We start from the raw sequence: 18504 nt of genomic DNA, 5'->3' as shown, positions 1-18504 counted from the left end.
AATCCACATAATGTCCTGTCGTCATAAGCTGTAACAAATCGTGATAACGGGTTAACTTGGCAAGCTAAACACCAAAGAAACTAACACAGTAATGACTAATAAGATCGCAAACACTAATCGAATAGCTTTAGCATGCTTTGGCGAAGAAAAAACTGGCTTTACTAAACTGCCAAACACCAACCAAAGACTATCGACCAATGCTGCAACAACAATGCATATCACTGCTGTCATCAAATAACTGATGGAGGTGTGTGAAAGCGGTAGTAGAAACTGAGAGAAAATTGCGATAAAAGCGGCATAGGCTTTAGGGTTAAGTACATTCAACACTAAGCCATCTCTATATTTAGGTGCTAACTGTTCTGCAATGTTTGGCACTACTGAAGCTGTGGCAATTTTAAAGGCAATATAAACCATATACAGCGAAGCAATAATTTGACAGATAATTCTAAAGTTTGGATAAGCAGTAAATAAGGCTGACAAGCCAAGTACCGTAGCCAGGATAACCAACAATAAGCCTGACAATATGCCACACAAAAATGGCAGACCTTGTTTAACACCAAATGTAGCCCCTATTGCAGCGAGCGCAATGGGCACAGGGCCTGGTGAGCCTAATAATAAGCTTGTGGCAATAACTAACGTCATTAAGGATTCGATCAAAATAACATTCCCTATAAAAAAGGCTTATAACGTTATCGTTATAAGCCTTGAAAAATCGATATTTAACATTGTCTCTGATGATTAGGCCGCTTTAAATAATTAAAAGCTATCGCCCGGAACTCTAACCCAGCCTTCCATTAATACTCTTGCACTGCGACTCATACTGGCCTTGTTAACTTGCCAGTTGCCATCAGTTAATGTCGCTTCTGCGCCCACTTTAAGAGTGCCTGAAGGATGACCAAATATCACTTGAGTGCGAGACGTGCCACCAGCAGCTATATTTACCAATGAACCTTTAACCGCAGCGGCAGTGCCAATTGCCACAGCCGCCGTCCCCATCATCGCATGATGCAGTTTACCCATAGATAACGCTCTCACTTGCAAATCGATATCAGTGCGAGCAATGGCTTTACCACTTGATGATGTGTAATCACTGGGGGCAGATACAAATGCAATTTTCGGCGTATGTTGACGGGCTTTAGCCTCATCAATGTGCTCAATTAACCCCATTTTCACTGCACCATGAGCACGTAACATTTCAAAAAAAGCTAATGCATTTTCATCATTGTTAATGTCATCTTGCAGCTCATTCCCCTTGTAGCCAATATCAGCAGCGTTGACAAAAATGGTAGGAATACCCGCATTGATCATTGTCGCCTTTACCGATGAAATACCTTTAGCTTTAAATTCAGGGATAGATTGTGGCAGAATCAACTCATCAACCACATTACCCGTTGGAAACATAGCAGCATTCGCATCTGCTGGCGCCATGAACTCAACTAAGACTTCAGCGGCTGGAAATGTCACCCCATCAAGTTCAAAATCACCGGTTTCTTGCACTTCACCATTCACAATTGGCACATGGGCGATAATGGTTTTATTAATGTTGGCTTGCCAAATACGAACGACAGCAATGCCATTTTCAGGTATACGCTGGGCGTCGATTAAACCATTTGAAATGGCAAATGAGCCCACTGCAGCCGTTAAATTACCGCAGTTGCCACTCCAATCAACAAAGGGTTTATCAATCGCCACTTGGCCAAATAGGTAGTCAACATCATGATCAGCTTGAGTACTTTTAGATAAAATAACCGTTTTACTGGTACTTGAGGTTGCCCCGCCCATACCATCAGTTTGCTTGCCATAAGGGTCTGGGCTACCAATCACTCTTAGTAATAACGCATCTCGCGCCGTCCCCGCGATTTGAGCGGTTTCAGGTAAATCAGTTAACTTGAAAAACACCCCTTTACTGGTGCCGCCACGCATATAGGTTGCAGGGATTTTAATTTGTGGAATATGAGACATATTATTTCCTAGACTATCGATAAGAACCGACAAAATCGGTAAAAACCGATACAAAATCAATACGAAAAGGCCGACGCTTAACTTACTAAAGCGCCGCCTTTTGTTATGAATTTAACACCAATAATTAATGGTTCGCTTCTAAAAAGTCTTGAGCAAAGCGCTGTAAAATGCCGCCCGCTTCATAAACCGACAACTCCTCAGCAGTATCTAAACGACACTTCACCGTCACTTCAGTCTGTGAACCATCACGGCGATGGATAACTAACGTCATCATCGCACCAGGCGTGCGCTCGCCAATAATATCGAAAGTTTCAGTGCCATCAATTTGATAAGTTTGACGCGTTTCACCATTAATAAATTCAACCGGTAACACGCCCATTCCCACAAGGTTTGTGCGGTGAATACGCTCAAAGCCTTCAGCGACAATCACTTCAACGCCCGCTAGGCGAACCCCTTTGGCTGCCCAGTCACGACTTGAACCTTGGCCGTAATCTTTACCAGCAATAATCACCAATGGCTGTTTACGTTCCATATAGGTTTCAATTGCTTCCCACATGCGGCTTTCTTGCCCTTCTGGCTCAATGCGAGCATAAGAGCCTTGTTTGGTTTGGCCGTTGTGTTGCACCATTTCATTAAGCAATTTCGGGTTGGCAAACGTCGCACGTTGAGCTGTTAAATGATCGCCTCGATGGGTCGCATATGAGTTAAAGTCTTCTTCTGGCAAGCCCATTTTATCAAGGTAAGCACCGGCGGCACTATCAAGCATAATCGCGTTTGATGGTGATAAATGATCGGTAGTGATGTTGTCACCTAATACCGCTAATGGACGCATGCCTTTCATGGTGCGCTCACCCGCTAATGCGCCTTCCCAATAAGGAGGGCGACGGATATAGGTGCTCTGAGGACGCCAATCATACTGTGGATCAATCTTTGCTGAAGAGCCATCTTGTAAAGAGCCATAGTCCACTTTAATATCAAACATAGGCTCATACACTTTGCGAAATTGCTCAGGTTTAACGCTTTGAGCTATCACTGCATCGATTTCAGCATCAGATGGCCACAAATCTTTTAAGCGAATGTCATTACCCTCGTTATCTTGACCAAGCACATCTTTTTCAATATCAAAACGAATGGTGCCAGCAATAGCATAGGCAACAACCAGTGGCGGTGATGCTAAAAACGCTTGTTTAGCGTAAGGGTGAATACGACCATCAAAATTTCGGTTACCCGATAACACTGCAGTGGTGTATAAGTCGCGTTCAATCACTTCTTTTTGAATAACTGGATCAAGTGCGCCACTCATACCATTACAAGTGGTACAGGCAAAACCGACAATACCAAAGCCTAGGGCTTCAAGTTCAGTTAATAAGTTGGCATCTTCAAGATAGAGCTGAACCGCTTTAGATCCTGGCGCCAGTGACGTTTTAACCCAAGGTTTACGAGTCAGGCCTTTAGCATTAGCGTTACGGGCTAATAAACCAGCTGCAATGACATTGCGTGGATTTGAAGTATTAGTACAACTGGTAATAGCGGCAATAATACAAGCGCCATCAGGCATCAAACCCGTTTCGTTTTCAACTTTGCCACTAATCCCTTGCTTAGCCAAATCACTCGTAGATACACGGCGATGCGGGTTAGAAGGTCCTGCGATATTGCGGCCAACGCTTGATAAATCAAAACGTAAAACACGCTCGTATTCAGCATTTTCTAGTGAGTCAGCCCATAAACCATTGGCTTTAGCATAGGTTTCCACCAATTTAACTTGGCTATCTTCACGACCTGTTAATGTTAGATAGTCTAATGTTTTGTCATCGATGTAGAACATCGCTGCGGTCGCACCAAACTCTGGGGTCATGTTTGAAATTGTTGCACGATCGCCCAATGTCAGATTAGCAGCACCTTCACCGTAAAACTCAAGATAAGTTGAAACCACTTTTTGTTCACGTAAAAACTCAGTGATAGCTAACACGATATCGGTGGCGGTTATGCCAGCTTGGCGTTTGCCAACTAACTCAACGCCAACGATATCAGGCAGACGCATCCATGATGGACGGCCAAGCATTACGCTTTCAGCTTCTAATCCACCAACACCGATTGCAATGACACCAAGTGCATCTACATGTGGTGTATGACTGTCGGTACCCACTAAGGTATCAGGAAATGCCACGCCTTCACGTGCTTGTATCACAGGTGACATTTTCTCAAGATTGATTTGATGCATGATACCGTTACCCGGCTGGATCACATCAATGTTTTCAAAGGCCGTCTTAGTCCAATTAATAAAATGGAAACGGTCATCGTTACGCCTATCTTCAATGGCGCGGTTTTTCTCAAAAGCATCTTTATCAAAACCTGCGTGTTCCACAGCCAAAGAGTGATCGACAATAAGTTGGGTTGGTACTACAGGGTTAACTTTTGCAGGGTCCCCGCCTTTTTTTGCAATCGCATCACGTAGACCGGCTAAATCGACTAACGCAGTTTGGCCTAAAATATCATGACAGACCACACGTGCAGGATACCAAGGAAAATCTAAATCGCGTTTGCGATGAATAATTTGTTTGAGTGAATCAGTAAGTGTTTCAGGTGAGCAGCGACGTACTAAATTCTCGGCATAAACACGAGAAGTATAAGGCAGTTTTTCAAAAGCCCCTGGCTCAATATCGTTGATTGCAGCTTGTGTATCAAAGTAATCAAGCGATGAACCTGCAAGCGGTTTTCTATAGTTAGCGTTCATAACTACATCCATTGTTATTTGTTTTATGTAGGCAAATCTTAAGTGACAAAGCTGAGCTAAAGGTTAGCGAAAAGATTTGCTAAAAGACTGACGAAAAAGGCTAACGTAGTGTCGTTAGCCTTTAAGGTTTATCTTTCGCTAATTGGCGTTACTGTACGAGGTTCAGCCCCAGTATAATCAGCACTTGGTCTGATAATACGGTTATTAGTGCGCTGCTCCATCACATGCGCAGCCCAGCCTGTTAAGCGTGAACAAACAAAAATAGGCGTAAATAGCTTAGTTGGAATACCCATGAAGTGATATGCCGATGCATGGAAGAAATCTGCATTACAGAATAACTTTTTGCTATCCCACATGAACTCTTCACATGCAACAGAAATATCATAAAGGCTGGTATTGCCAAATTCATCTGCAAGCTTTTCAGACCAGGCTTTAATGATCACATTACGCGGATCTGAGGTGCGGTAAATCGCATGACCAAAGCCCATAATTTTTTCTTTACGCTCAAGCATGCCAGCCATTTGTGTTTTAGCATCGCTTGGTGAAGTAAATTTTTGAATCATATCCATAGCCGCTTCATTCGCGCCGCCATGAAGAGGTCCACGCAGGGTACCGATAGCACCCGTAATACAAGAGTACATGTCTGATAAAGTTGATGCACAAACACGAGCGGTAAAGGTAGAAGCATTAAATTCATGCTCAGCATATAGAATAAGTGACACGTCCATTACTTTACGATGCTGCTCAGAAGGCGTTTCACCGCGTAATAGCTTTAAGAAATGGCCACCAATTGTATCTTCATCGGTCACACAATCAATTTCTACGCCTTCATGGCTGAATTTATACCAGTAGCACATGATGGCTGGGAAAGCGGCAAGCAGACGATTGGCAGCTGTATTTTGCTCTGTAAAATCAACTTCTGGCTCAAGGTTACCTAGGAATGAACAACCCGTACGCATCACATCCATTGGATGTGCATCTGCAGGAATACGCTGCAATACTTCTTTAAGTGCTTGCGGTAAATCACGCTGTGCTTTTAGGCCTGCTTTGTATGTTGCTAACTGGTCTAGGTTAGGTAATTCACCGTTAAATAATAAATATGCGACTTCCTCGAAGGTGGCATTTTCAGATAAATCAGCCACATCATAACCACAATACGTTAAACCAGAACCTGATTTACCCACTGTACATAATGCTGTTTCACCTGCGCTTTGACCGCGAAGGCCTGCGCCACTTAATTTCTTGTCTACCATAATGATGTCCTATTCTTTTATGTTCTATTTCTTATGATCAATTTCTTATGATCTGAGCTTTGTAGGGGGCGGTTAAACCACACTATTTAACCTATCCATTTGCGAGTAACTTACCTTGTCCCAAAACAAGATTTGTGCACTTTTTATACAAACACACTCACAATTGGAGATATTTTATAAATAACTCACGTTTACTTGTTTTTGCCTTCAGCAAATAAGCTATCTAGCTTTTGCTCGTAATCGTGGTAACCCAAGTAATCGTACAAATCCATGCGGGTTTGCATCGTGTCGACAACGGCTTTTTGATCGCCATCTTTTAATATTGCGCTGTAAACATTTTCAGCGGCTTTATTCATCGCACGAAATGCACTTAATGGGTAAAGCACCATGTCAGCGCCCCACTCGCCTAGCTGCTCTTTGTTCCAAAGTTCTGTTTGACCAAACTCAGTGATATTGGCCAAAATCGGCACATCTAATGCTTCAGAAAATGCACGATAATGTTCTTCAGTTTTAACCGCTTCAGCAAAAATGCCGTCAGCACCCGCTGCAACATAAGCTTTAGCACGAGCGATTGCAGCTTCTAAGCCTTCTTGAGCAAATGAGTCTGTACGTGCCATGATGAAAAAATCTGGGTCAATACGCGCATCAACTGCTGCTTTAATGCGATCGACCATTTCATCAGTTGACACGATTTCTTTATTCGGGCGATGACCGCAACGTTTTTGCGCCACTTGATCTTCCATGTGCACTGCTGCTGCGCCGGCTTTTTCCATATCGCGAATGGTTTTAGCGATATTGAAAGCACCGCCCCAACCAGTATCAATATCAACCATCAAAGGCAAATCACATGCTGATGTAATACGTTGTACATCAACAATGACATCATTGAGTGACGTCATTCCTAGATCTGGTAAACCGTATGATGCATTTGCTACGCCGCCACCCGAAAGATAAATGGCTTGATGACCAATTTGCTTTGCCATCATTGCTGAATAAGCATTGATAGTACCGACAATTTGTAATGGTTTATTGTCAGCTAGTGCTTGACGAAATTTTTTGCCTGCGCTCATGACTTCCCTCTCTTTTTTATGCTTTAAGCAGTATGAATTGCTAACTGGTTGATTATTCTTTTTACTATTTACTGTTCGTAATATATTTATTAATTGTTACTTTTAGTTGATAGCTACTTTCTAGTTGATAACTAATTTGGTTTCTAACTTGGTTTCGATATTTGCTTTCGAGTACATGATATGACGACGCATTAGCATTTCTGCCAGCTCTTCATCACGATTCGAAATCGCTTTAACGATATGTTTATGCTCATCAAATGCGGTTGTGACTCTTGGCCCCGCCATACCGAGTTGTACGCGATACATACGAATAAGGTGATACATACCTTCAAGAAGAACTGTAATGAGGTGCTTGTTTTTGCTGCCAATTATGATGCGGTAATGAAAATCGACATCACCCGCTTCTTGGTAATAGGACTCGCCTGTTTGAACTTCATCAAAATGACGGTTAAGTAATCCATTTAAATCTGCAATCTCAGACTCTGTCATATTCTTAGCAGCCAATCTTGCTGCCATGCCTTCTAAAGATTCTCGAACTTGATACAGTTCAATTAAGCCTTCAGGCGTTAACGCCACGACTCTAGCGCCAACATTAGCTTTACGTTCCACCAAATGGCATGACTCTAAGCGATTGATCGCCTCACGAATGATAGCTCTACTGACTTGGTACTTTGTCGACAGCTCAGTTTCACTAAGCTTTGAACCAGCTTGAATCTCACCTTCAACAATATCTTTGCGTAATTCAAAGAAAGTCTTATCGGCTGCAGTTATTGGCTGTTCGTTAAAGAATGTCATTGGAATATGATTGAACTCTACTTCGAATAATTGTCGACAATATAGGCTTATTCATGAGTATGGTCAATATAAAACCTACACATTGTCGACAAAGGTCTAACGTGCACGTCAAGATTTCAATACATTTCGAATGAGCATAAGAGGATTCAAACAAGCAAGGTTAATAGTTGTTATTTATTAACAATAAAAGCACAATGGAGTAACACTGATATTTCTAACTAAATAATAATAGAATCAAGGCTTAATATGTCAGATAGCGCTGAGTCACCAAGGGGAAATCCTGCTGAAAAAAAAGGCTTTTTAAACAGCATTAATCATTTTCGTGGTATAGCGATTATTTTTATCGTTATGGCTCATTGTTATAGGCCTGCAGGTTGGGAAGTTGAAACCCTTGCAGATAAAGCTTGGTTCAACTTAATGATGAATGGCACAGTATTTTTTGTGTTTATTTCTGGTTTTTTATTCCATCACGTGTTTTATCACCGTTGGGACTATAAAAAATACATGAAGAACAAAACCAAATTTGTCTTTTTGCCATACATACTGTTATCGCTACCTTGGATATTCTGGCATTTGACGGTAGGTACTGATCCAGCGCTACATGTGATGTATGCCGGCATTGAAAAGCCTGCAGTAGCAGCAAGCTGGTATGTCATCACAGGTAGGACCCTAACAGCTTACTGGTATATCCCAATGGGAATGATGTTGTTTGCCCTATCTCCTTGGGTCATGCATTTAATTAAACGCCAGCACCTTCTGATAGTTGCTGTACCACTGTTTATTATTGCGATGTTAATTCACCGACCTGAATCAAACCTCAATGCGATACAATCACTTTTTTATTTTTTACCTGTTTATTTATTGGGTGTTTGGGGTTCAGCTCATCGAGACAAACTTTTCCCATTCATCGATAAGTACTGGGTAGTCATGCTGCTGTTAGCCATTGGATTAGCTGTTGCACAAGCTCATTGGTTTGGTGCCGGCACCCTTAATAAAGCGGCGCTAGAGTTCACTGTTCCGGATTTAATGTTGCCACAAAAAATGTTGCTCACATTTGTGATATTGGCCATTTTGAATAAGTTTGAACATATCAGTATTAAACCCCTACAAAAATTAGCAGAAGTCAGCTTTGCCATATATTTCATCCACCCTTGGATAACAACGCCTTGGTGGATGATATATAACAGTCCAGATATTTTCGGTTTTGAAGGAAGTGGCAACTTGCTTACGACATTAGTCGTTACGATGGGAGTAATAATCGTTTCATACTTTATCGCTACCGCTATTAAGACAATATTGAGCAAGAAAAGTCGCTATATTATCGGTTGGTAAGCATCATTAATCGCAGTTTCATGACTTGTATTTGCCTAATAAAAAGCACTTATGAACGAGAATTTCATAAAAGTATCTCGTAAATACAGCTAGCGCAAAAACTAAGCCTTGTTATGAATAATAAGGCTTTTTATTTTACTCTTTGAAGCTCACTGAATCCCGTATAACAATTTATGACCCCTGTGTAAGAATTAATGACTGCGATTGTTGATTTGATAAGCAGTTATCTAAAACCTTGCTTGCACTAAACCTTCTCAGTTCATTATCATGAGTACACAACAAACCAGTTTTACACGGTCAACTTCTCTCGGGGCTTTATGACAATTATCAATGTACTTCTAATCTGCGGCGGCGGCAGCACTGAACATGACGTTTCAGTATTGTCAGCAAACTATTTTGAATCGTCATTAGCTAAGTCAGATAGAATAAACCTACTGAGACTAGAGCTTGATGGTAATGGCCATTACTTTGATCAAGATGGTTACCGCTGCGAGTTAATCAGTCGCCGTGAAGTGCGTTTTGATGACCAAAACAAACCCGCTTGGCCTGTTGATTATGCTATTCCTTGTATTCATGGTTTCCCAGGTGAAACCGGTGATATTCAATCGTATTTTAATCTTATTCAACTGCCTTATTTTGGCTGTGAATCTGAAGCATCAAGCAACTGCTTTAATAAAATCACCGCCAAAATGTGGTTCACAGCGCTCGGCATTCCGAACACGCCATATATCTTCCTAAATGATATGAACCAAGGTGCCATTGAGCAGACTCAAACGGCACTCAATGAGTGGGGTTCGGTATTTGTAAAAGCGGCATCTCAAGGTTCATCTGTTGGCTGCTACAAAGTGGATAATGTGTCGCAAGTTGAGCAAGTTTTAAAAGACGCATTCAGTTTCGCACCCTCAGTGGTGGTTGAAAAAACCATTGTTGCTCGAGAATTAGAAGTTGCGGTGTATGAGTATCAAGGAAAAGTGATTGCCACACTGCCAGGGGAAATTATTTGCGCCAGCAATACGTTTTACACTTTTGAAGAAAAGTATAATGCCAGTAGCAAAGCCAGAACCGATGTTGTAGCCCAAAACTTATCTAAAGAAGTGGCAGAGCAAATCAGAGAGTACGCGATTAAAGCATTTAAAGGGATGAAGTTAAGACACTTATCAAGAATTGATTTCTTTTTGACTGATAAAAATGAGATTTTGTTAAACGAAATTAATACCTTCCCTGGCTCGACTCCTATTTCGATGTTCCCCAAAATGCTCCAAAATCACGGTGAGGATTTTACCGCTTACCTTGTAGATAGCATCGAAAGTCAGCTTTAGCGCGACATATTAATAGAAATGATATTGGAAAATGTTTGCTGATGGCCAGCATTTTCTAATTCATCTCGCCAAGGGTTATCCTGCACTTTTACCATATAAAAATGCTGCCTGTATGTGTCTGTCACAAACGCAATACCGTGCTGCATCAACTCATAATGAATATCATTGATAAACACCAACGAGAAGCCTTGTCTTCCAGTTAATTGATTAATATCTTCTCTTGTTAAACTGACACCAGACTCTAATTGATCAAATTGCAGCTTAAGCCAATTAGCAAAATCTTTAGAACTCACCATAGACATAATACCCCTCCAAACAAAGCTCATATTGTTATCAGCGGATATCTCATCCGTTGAGAGCTGGCTGAATATGATAAGTATAGCTTGTTATAAAATAGTCAAAGCTAGTGAAGACTATTTATAGACTAAACCAATAGTGAATTAGTACTTTCGAACTATATCAAGAGAGGTTTTTAGATGAATTTTTTAAGACATTCATCGTTTTAATTTAAAAAACTGAAGTTCCAAGACTTACCAATAACAATATTATCAACCACTTAAAATAACAAGTAGCAACTAATATCACAATGACGTCAATATCACACTATTTGTCAAAAAAATGACTTAACACTTGATTTTAACATTAAATCAATAGAGTATTCAGTTGCAACGAAAGTGCCACATAAAATTGACATAATGCATAAGCTCAATTTTAAATTGTTCAAAAATTAGGAAATAAAATGTATAAGCAATTTTGTTTAATTCTGATGCTTAGTTTAATTGGGTGTAGTAGTTTCCAATCTTCAGATAATCGTCAAGAAATAGACACATCTATGGTCAGCGGGAAATATTTTAACAACGATGGATTTGGTAATAACATTCATTTAATTCTACATGAAGATGGACGTTACGAGTCAAATCTTGAAGGTCCGATTGGGATCGCTAGTTATTCTAACGGTGCTTGGTCAAAAGTAGATGATAAGATATCATTTTTACCAGAAGGAGATTCCGGATTCTTAAGAAGAGCATTATCACCAATGACTATTCTTAAAAATGACAATGATGTGTTATTAGTACCTTCAAAAAAAGTAGAAATGCATCAACAACTAATGGCAGATTTTGGAAAATCTACTTATAAATACTCACGTATAACGTTCTAGAGTAATACCCCCATGGCCTACCTACAGGGAAGCTCCGTAGGCTAAATTGATTTTCGCCATAAAGCCATCTTGATACATTTCATTTAGTGCATTGACCAACGCCTGATGTTTAGATACATCTAAAGCCTCATTACACGCCATAGCCCGTAAAGATGTGTGGAATATAAGTTCAGGTTCACCTAATTGCGTTTTTGATTGCGTCATTAATGCCTTAGCACTAATCAACTCCGCGGCCCATAGGTCAATTCGGCCTCTATCAAGTTTCTTAATATTTAATCCATCTTCGTTTGTAAGCTGAACCTGGTAACGAAACGAATCTAAATATTCACTAATGCCACTGCCTAAATAAGTGCCGATAGACAAATGCTTAGCATCTTGAAGCGTTACCAAAGGGATTGATTTACTTTTCGCACTGAATAAACCATATCTTGAAATTAAAATAGGTCCAACCCAGCGATATTCACTTTCTATCTGTTGGGTGCGAACTATAGGTAACACACAAACATTTTGGTCTCTTGCGGTCATCGTTAAACCACGTTTAAGTGGGTTAAATATCACTTTGTATTCCATATTTGCACGAGTAAATAACTCATCAATGATGTCAATAATCATGCCTTGATGATGAGCATCAGTTTGCTCTGCAAAAGGTACGTGCTGATAGGTATATACTGTGATTTCAGAAGCAGATACAGAAGTGACAGCATTGATTGATAAATACCAAACACACAACAATAAATAAGCTAGCTTTTTACCAAGCATTTATTGCCTCCTCAAAAGGTAAGCTTTTCCCTTTTACTTCTTCTGGCATTAACTGCTTTGGCGAGCCAGGTTTATTTAACCAAATAGAAGGTTTTACCTGCTTATTCACTTTTGGCCCGCAAATTAAATCTTGATCTTGCAAACGAATTAAATGCTGATCTATTTGCTCAGCTAAAGCATTCATTCCATCAGTAACAGATAGCTCACCTTCAATAATAAGACTAATAGCTTGCCACCAATAACCTGCCATACCGGGGTAATCTGGCACATTGGTGCCTGTTGGTGTCCAAACATCCCTTGCATGGCTTCGATAAAACTCTACTAGCCCACCAAGATAAGGAGCTTGTTCAGTCATAATATCTGATGCGATGTCCGATTGACGTATTGGCGTTGCGCCGACTAACGTTTTCTTTAATGAAACCGTTTTAGACACAACAAACTGTGCATATAGCCAAGCTGCAATTTGATTTTCATCTGGAGTGTGATTTAAAAAAGTCCAAGCACCAGTATCTTGATAACCTGATTTCATGCCTTTTTGCCAATACTTGCCTACAGGTGAAGGTGCAACACGCCACTTAGGGGTGCCATCTTTATTCATCACCGATAAACCCTTTTTTGTGTAATCTGGCACAAAGGCGGTATACCAAAATATTTGTTGGGCAATATTGCCTTTGGCAGCCCAATCCCCAGACTCTGAGAACGTTAACTGTTTCGCTTCAGGAGGCGCGTATTTTATTAGCCACTCTTTATACTTCTCTATGGCATAAATCGCTGCTGGACTATTTAGTGCTCCACCTCGCTCAACACTAGCGCCCACTGGACGGCAATCTTCAACACGGATGCCCCACTCATCTACAGGAAGTCCATTAGGTAAGCCTTTGTCACCTACTCCAGCCATAGACAACCATGCATCCGAAATACGCCACCCTAAAGAAGGATCAGATTTAGCGTAATCCATATGACCATATACTTTGGTACCTGCGATTTCGCCAATATCATTGGTAAAAAAGTTGGCAATATCTTCATAGGCTTGCCAGTTCTGAGGAATTCCTAAGGGGTAACCATATTTTGATTCAAATCGCTTTTGATAATCTGAATTAGCAAACCAATCACTCCTATACCAATATAAGTTTGCAAACTGCTGATCAGGTAGTTGATAAATTTTCCCGTCAGGTCCTGTAGTAAAAGCAAGCCCAATGAAGTCGCTTAAATCGAGCGTTGGTAAGGTGAAATCTTTTGCGTGATGATTGATTAGATCAGTAATCGACATTACATGCTGCTGCCTAAACTGACTGCCAATTAGATCACTATCACTGATGTAAGCATCATAAAGTCGCTGACCTGTCATCAATTGAGCTGAAAACTTTTTAATCACATCATTTTCATTGGTCAACTCATGAATAACGTGAATACCTGTAATGTCGAAGAAAGCTTTAGCTAGCACATTGGCTTCGTATTGATGAGTATTTATTCGCTCCGACACCACCCGAATTTCCATTCCCTTAAAAGCTTGTGCTTTATGCTGAAACCACAGCATCTCTTGTTTCTGTTCAGCTAAAGATAAAGTAGATGGTTGAAATTCAGATTTTAGCCATTGAAGCTGCTGAGGGTTAAGCTGCTGTTCATAGGTATCTTGTTGAGTATGGTCAAGCTGCGAGTTTACGAGAAGTTTGCCTTGAGGATCAGCTTTATCAAATATTTGAGGTTCGGCAGCACTAACAGTAGTAGCGACAACAGCCGTACTAAGCGTGACTGAGACTACAACTCTCAGTAAGACTTTAGTGATGATTACAATACTAGTGTTCAATAATGGTATCAATTTCTGCATGCATCCTGCTTCAGTGTTCGATTCAAGATAAGTTAGCCAAATTAAGTCTTTATTACTACTGAATTATTTATCTATTTAATATAGCCCTATATGTATGAAAAAGGCCAGCTAATGCTGGCCTTTTATTGTTAATTTAAAATCTAGTTAAGATAAAATTTTAACGTTAAATTTATTTAAAAACCTTCTACGCCTGCCATGTCAGGTAATTGATGTGCAATACCTTTATGACAATCAATACAGGTTTTCTCACCACTGGCGAGTGAAGTTGAATGCATTTGTGATGCACGTTTAGATTGACGCGTAAAATCCATGTAGTCGAAGTTATGACAATTACGACACTCTAATGAATCATTCGCTTTTAATCTATTCCACTCATTCTCGGCCAGGTGGCGACGTTTAGCTTCAAACTTTTCACGAGTATTAATGGTGCCAAATACCTTACCCCAAACCTCTTTAGATGCTTGCATTTTACGGGCAATTTTATCAGTCCAATTATGGGGAACATGACAATCAGGACACGTAGCGCGCACACCACTTCGGTTAGTGAAATGAATGGTCGTTTTTAGCTCTTCGTAAACGTTATTTTCCATCTCATGGCAACCAATACAAAACTGTTCTTGGTTAGTTACTTCTAAGGCAGTGTTAAAGCCCCCCCAGAAAATCACACCAGCAACAAAGCCACCAAGAGTTAGAAAACCTAGACTGTAGTGAACACTTGGACGATTAAGTACCTTCCAAATTAACTTCAGGTTTTCTAGTAATTTTGAAATCATAAACGCTCCTAGTGCTCAGTTGTTGAAGAATGTTTCATTAACTCTTTAACATCAACGAAATCATTCTCGACAAGTATCTTGGCATCTAATTGAGATACATGGCATTGAGTACAGTAATAACGACGCGGCGATAAAGATGCCAAGAAGTTATTTTCTCTATCCATATAATGCGTCACACTCACCATAGGTGCTTGTGAGTGCCCAGTACTATTACGCGCATGGCACTGCATACATTTGTTTACTTTCAAATCAATCTGGTAACCATCAATGCGATGCGGAATAACCGGTGGTTGCATTGGATAATTGCGCACCTGTTTTACGTCAGAGTTAATCACCTTTTGCATCGCTGGCGGTGTTGGCTCAACTTCAATTGGTGCTAAACGCAACGTGGCAATTTTTTCTTCAGGTACTGATGCAGCCATCAAACTAAAAGAGAAGCCCAATAACGCAATCATTGATAAAATTTTACCTGCTTTCATGGTCGTTCTCCTTAGGCTTTGACAATCTTAACCGCACACTTTTTAAAGTCAGTTTGTTTCGACAATGGATCTGTCGCATCAAGTGTAACTTTATTAATCAGCTGGCTAGCATCAAACCATGGTACGAAAACCAATCCAACAGGCGGCTTGTTACGACCTCTAGTTTCAACGCGGGTTTTAATCTCACCACGACGTGAAATGACTTTAACTTCATCACCTCGACGTAAACCACGCTTTTTAGCATCATCTGGATGCATGAAACACACAGCATCAGGGAAGGCTTTATAAAGCTCAGGAACACGTTGAGTCATTGAACCTGAGTGCCAATGTTCTAATACGCGTCCTGTGGATAACCAAATATCAAATTCTTCATCTGGCATTTCAGGCGCTGGCTCATATGGCAAGGCAAAAATCACTGCTTTTCCATCTGGCTTACCGTAGAACTCGAATCCTTTACCGGCTTTAACATAAGGATCAGCACCTTCTCGGAAACGCCATTTAGTTTCTTTACCATCAACCACAGGCCAGCGAAGACCATGCTCAGTATGATAGCGATCAAAGTCAGCTAAATCATGACCATGACCACGGCCAAATTCAGCATATTCTTCAAATAACCCTTTTTGAACATAGAAGCCAAAGTGCTTAGCTTCGTTATTCATAAACTTAGGATCAGTGTCACTTAACGGGAATTTCTCTACGTTGCCATTTTGGTAAAGGACTTCAAATAACGTTTTTCCTTTAAACTCAGGGTTAGCATCAAGCACATCTTTTGACCACACTTCGTCAGTCGTAAAACGCTTAGAAAATTCCATCAACTGCCATAAGTCAGACATTGACTCGCCTGGAGCTTGAACCATTTGATGCCAGAACTGAGTACGACGTTCAGCGTTACCGTATGCCCCTTCTTTCTCTACCCACATGGCAGAAGGAAGAATCAAATCACCCGCTTGAGTCGTGACTGTTGGGTATGCATCTGACACCACAATGAAGTTGTCAGGGTTACGGTAGCCCGGTAAGCCTTCTTCATTCATGTTCGCAGCAGCCTGCATATTGTTATTCACTTGCACCCAATAACAGTTTAAATCTCCATCTTTAAGACGTCGATTTTGCTCAACAGCGTGATAGCCCGGTTTAGGTGGGATAATGCCACTTGGAATATTCCAAATATCTTCCGCAAGCTTACGGTGCTTAGGATTAGTCACAACCATATCTGCAGGTAAACGATGTGAGAATGTACCCACTTCACGAGCGGTACCACATGCAGAAGGCTGACCGGTTAACGAGAAAGGACTGTTACCTGGCGTCGAAATCTTACCGACTAACAAGTGAATGTTATAAATCAGGTTGTTACACCACACACCACGTGTGTGCTGGTTAAAGCCCATGGTCCAGAATGACGTGACTTTCTTCTTAGGATCAGCGTATAACTCAGCAAGTTCAATCAGTTTATGCTCTGGCACACCCGATAATTTACTGACACTTTCAACATCGTAATCAGCAACAAACTTTTTGAATTCTTCAAAATCGATTGGGGTTGAATCACCAGCAGTATCAACATTCTTGGCTTTTTTCTGCAACGGGTGTGATGCACGTAAACCGTAACCAATATCCGTTTCACCTTTACGGAAATTAACATGCTTACTGATAAAGTCTTTGTCGACTTTGTCATTTTGAATAATGTAATTCGCAATAAAGTTAAGCATTGCTAAATCTGTTTGCGGGGTAAATACAATCGGTAAATCAGCCAAATCAAATGAACGATGTTGGAAAGTCGACAGTACTGCCACTTTTACATGTGGTGCACTTAAACGGCGGTCAGTAACGCGAGTCCAAAGAATGGGATGCATTTCAGCCATGTTTGAGCCCCATAATACAAATGCGTCAGCCGCTTCCATATCATCGTAACAGCCCATTGGCTCATCAATACCAAAGGTACGCATGAACCCACCTACCGCTGATGCCATACAGTGACGCGCATTAGGGTCAATATTATTTGAACCAAAACCCGCCTTCATAAGCTTAACGGCTGCATAACCTTCCCAAACGGTCCATTGGCCCGAACCAAACATACCTACTGCAGTCGGCCCTTTAGCTTTAATGGTCTTTTTCCATTTTTCAGCCATGGTGTCGAACGCCATATCCCAGCTAACTGGGGTAAATTCACCATTTTTGTCGTATTTACCGTCAGTCATACGTAACATCGGGGTTTGCAGGCGATCACGGCCGTACATAATTTTTGAAAGGAAGTAACCTTTGACACAGTTAAGGCCTTTGTTAACTTCACTTTTTGCATCGCCATGAGTAGCAACCACTTTACCGTCTCTGGTGGCTACGATAACTGAACAGCCCGTACCACAAAAACGACAAGGCGCTTTATTCCACTCTAATTTTGTCTGTTCTGAACTCGTAATCAGGTTACTTGCTGTTGCGGGTAATGCCATACCGGCTACGCCAGCTGCTGCTATAGCAGCATTGGCTTTCATAAATTCACGTCTGTTCATACTCATTCTTCACCCTCTTCTAGCTCTTCGCTTTGGTGATAAACCATAGTGGCTGTTAACACACCAGGGATAGCATTTATGGTAGAGATGTCATCCATTAAAGAACGCTGAGTCGGTCCTTCAATCACCACTACAATCTTCATTTCGTTGTTTACTGATAGTTCAGCATTTTCCATCGCCATAATCTTTTCACGCACATCACCCATTTGATCAGGATGGACTTGGACGATTAGGCTGGTTACATGAATTTCTTTTTTGCTCATCAAGAATACTTCTCTTTTATTTTTGTTATTAATTAATGGCTAACCAGCACCCGGTGGGCCTGAAAGGATTTGACTGAACCATATGGTAAAACCGAGTGCACTGACTAATAGTGCCGATAAGATTGGCGCTAAAAAAACCGTCAAGAAGATAAAAATCTTAAATTCCAGGCTTTTTTCGCTTTGCGGATCTGTACTCATGGAGCCTCCAGTAGAGGTTTAGAATAAAAGTGATGTAACTTAGTTGTTACATACTAAGATTTGCGAGAATTTTATCTTT

Annotated in this window: 17 protein-coding genes; 3 read left to right on the top strand and 14 right to left on the bottom strand. The window is 40.8% G+C overall.

The features are described 5' to 3' along the window. Positions 1-51: 51 nt before the first annotated feature. The 6 genes from AB4153_RS06555 to AB4153_RS06530 form a co-directional block, all read right to left on the bottom strand. Positions 52-657, bottom strand: a complete 606-nt coding sequence (locus tag AB4153_RS06555; RefSeq protein ID WP_371996778.1) for a LysE family translocator — start codon at positions 655-657, stop codon at positions 52-54. Between the two features lie 99 nt (positions 658-756). Beyond that, on the bottom strand, positions 757-1962 hold the full coding sequence (prpF, locus tag AB4153_RS06550) for a 2-methylaconitate cis-trans isomerase PrpF (protein WP_371996776.1): 1206 nt from the start codon (positions 1960-1962) through the stop codon (positions 757-759). A gap of 124 nt (positions 1963-2086) precedes the next feature. Then, complete coding sequence (gene acnD, locus AB4153_RS06545) at positions 2087-4696, bottom strand: Fe/S-dependent 2-methylisocitrate dehydratase AcnD (protein WP_371996775.1); 2610 nt, start codon at positions 4694-4696, stop codon at positions 2087-2089. A gap of 128 nt (positions 4697-4824) precedes the next feature. Next, positions 4825-5949, bottom strand: coding sequence for a 2-methylcitrate synthase (gene prpC, locus AB4153_RS06540; RefSeq protein WP_102528322.1), 1125 nt, complete (start codon positions 5947-5949; stop codon positions 4825-4827). Positions 5950-6140: 191 nt separating this feature from the next. Beyond that, positions 6141-7019, bottom strand: a complete 879-nt coding sequence (gene prpB, locus AB4153_RS06535; RefSeq protein WP_102528321.1) for a methylisocitrate lyase — start codon at positions 7017-7019, stop codon at positions 6141-6143. Between the two features lie 120 nt (positions 7020-7139). Then, a complete protein-coding gene (locus AB4153_RS06530; protein ID WP_229368397.1) occupies positions 7140-7814 on the bottom strand; it encodes a GntR family transcriptional regulator in 675 nt (224 codons plus the stop codon). A 246-nt stretch (positions 7815-8060) separates the two neighbouring features. On the opposite strand from AB4153_RS06530, the gene AB4153_RS06525 reads away from it, so the two are divergent. Both AB4153_RS06525 and AB4153_RS06520 read left to right on the top strand, forming a co-directional pair. Beyond that, complete coding sequence (locus AB4153_RS06525; protein WP_371996773.1) at positions 8061-9146, top strand: acyltransferase; 1086 nt, start codon at positions 8061-8063, stop codon at positions 9144-9146. 317 nt (positions 9147-9463) lie between these two features. Next, on the top strand, positions 9464-10465 hold the full coding sequence (locus AB4153_RS06520) for a D-alanine--D-alanine ligase (RefSeq protein ID WP_371996771.1): 1002 nt from the start codon (positions 9464-9466) through the stop codon (positions 10463-10465). Here the strand turns inward: AB4153_RS06520 and AB4153_RS06515 are convergent. Further along, complete coding sequence (locus tag AB4153_RS06515) at positions 10462-10767, bottom strand: hypothetical protein (protein WP_102528317.1); 306 nt, start codon at positions 10765-10767, stop codon at positions 10462-10464. The genes AB4153_RS06520 and AB4153_RS06515 overlap by 4 nt on opposite strands. Before the next feature lie 437 nt (positions 10768-11204). Between AB4153_RS06515 and AB4153_RS06510 the strand changes: the two genes are divergently transcribed. Further along, positions 11205-11624 carry a hypothetical protein gene (locus AB4153_RS06510; protein ID WP_229368400.1) on the top strand — a complete coding sequence of 140 codons (420 nt, stop codon included), beginning with the start codon at positions 11205-11207 and terminating at the stop codon, positions 11622-11624. Positions 11625-11645: 21 nt separating this feature from the next. Here AB4153_RS06510 and AB4153_RS06505 read toward each other — a convergent pair whose 3' ends face one another. The 7 genes from AB4153_RS06505 to AB4153_RS06475 form a co-directional block, all read right to left on the bottom strand. Next, on the bottom strand, positions 11646-12383 hold the full coding sequence (locus tag AB4153_RS06505) for an ABC transporter substrate-binding protein (RefSeq protein ID WP_303516591.1): 738 nt from the start codon (positions 12381-12383) through the stop codon (positions 11646-11648). Then, positions 12373-14211, bottom strand: coding sequence for an ABC transporter substrate-binding protein (locus AB4153_RS06500; RefSeq protein WP_371996769.1), 1839 nt, complete (start codon positions 14209-14211; stop codon positions 12373-12375). Before AB4153_RS06500 ends, AB4153_RS06505 begins: the two co-directional genes overlap by 11 nt. Positions 14212-14384: 173 nt before the next feature. Beyond that, positions 14385-14984 carry a cytochrome c3 family protein gene (locus AB4153_RS06495; protein ID WP_229368403.1) on the bottom strand — a complete coding sequence of 200 codons (600 nt, stop codon included), beginning with the start codon at positions 14982-14984 and terminating at the stop codon, positions 14385-14387. Positions 14985-14992: 8 nt separating this feature from the next. After that, a complete protein-coding gene (locus AB4153_RS06490) occupies positions 14993-15463 on the bottom strand; it encodes a nitrate reductase cytochrome c-type subunit (RefSeq protein ID WP_102528768.1) in 471 nt (156 codons plus the stop codon). Positions 15464-15474: 11 nt separating this feature from the next. Further along, positions 15475-17964 (bottom strand): nitrate reductase catalytic subunit NapA, encoded by a 2490-nt coding sequence (gene napA / locus AB4153_RS06485; RefSeq protein ID WP_229368468.1) that lies wholly within the window; start codon positions 17962-17964, stop codon positions 15475-15477. A 2-nt stretch (positions 17965-17966) separates the two neighbouring features. Continuing rightward, entirely contained in the window at positions 17967-18227 is a 261-nt protein-coding gene (locus AB4153_RS06480) for a chaperone NapD (RefSeq protein WP_102528769.1), read from the bottom strand. A gap of 39 nt (positions 18228-18266) precedes the next feature. Continuing rightward, positions 18267-18425 carry a periplasmic nitrate reductase, NapE protein gene (locus tag AB4153_RS06475; RefSeq protein ID WP_102528770.1) on the bottom strand — a complete coding sequence of 53 codons (159 nt, stop codon included), beginning with the start codon at positions 18423-18425 and terminating at the stop codon, positions 18267-18269. Positions 18426-18504: the final 79 nt, after the last annotated feature.

The organism is Shewanella sp. 10N.286.52.E4 (assembly GCF_041468785.1).
Classification (GTDB): domain Bacteria; phylum Pseudomonadota; class Gammaproteobacteria; order Enterobacterales; family Shewanellaceae; genus Shewanella; species Shewanella electrodiphila.
The sequence above is the reverse complement of the archived record's forward strand: the minus strand, read 5'-3'. Positions and strand labels throughout refer to the sequence as shown.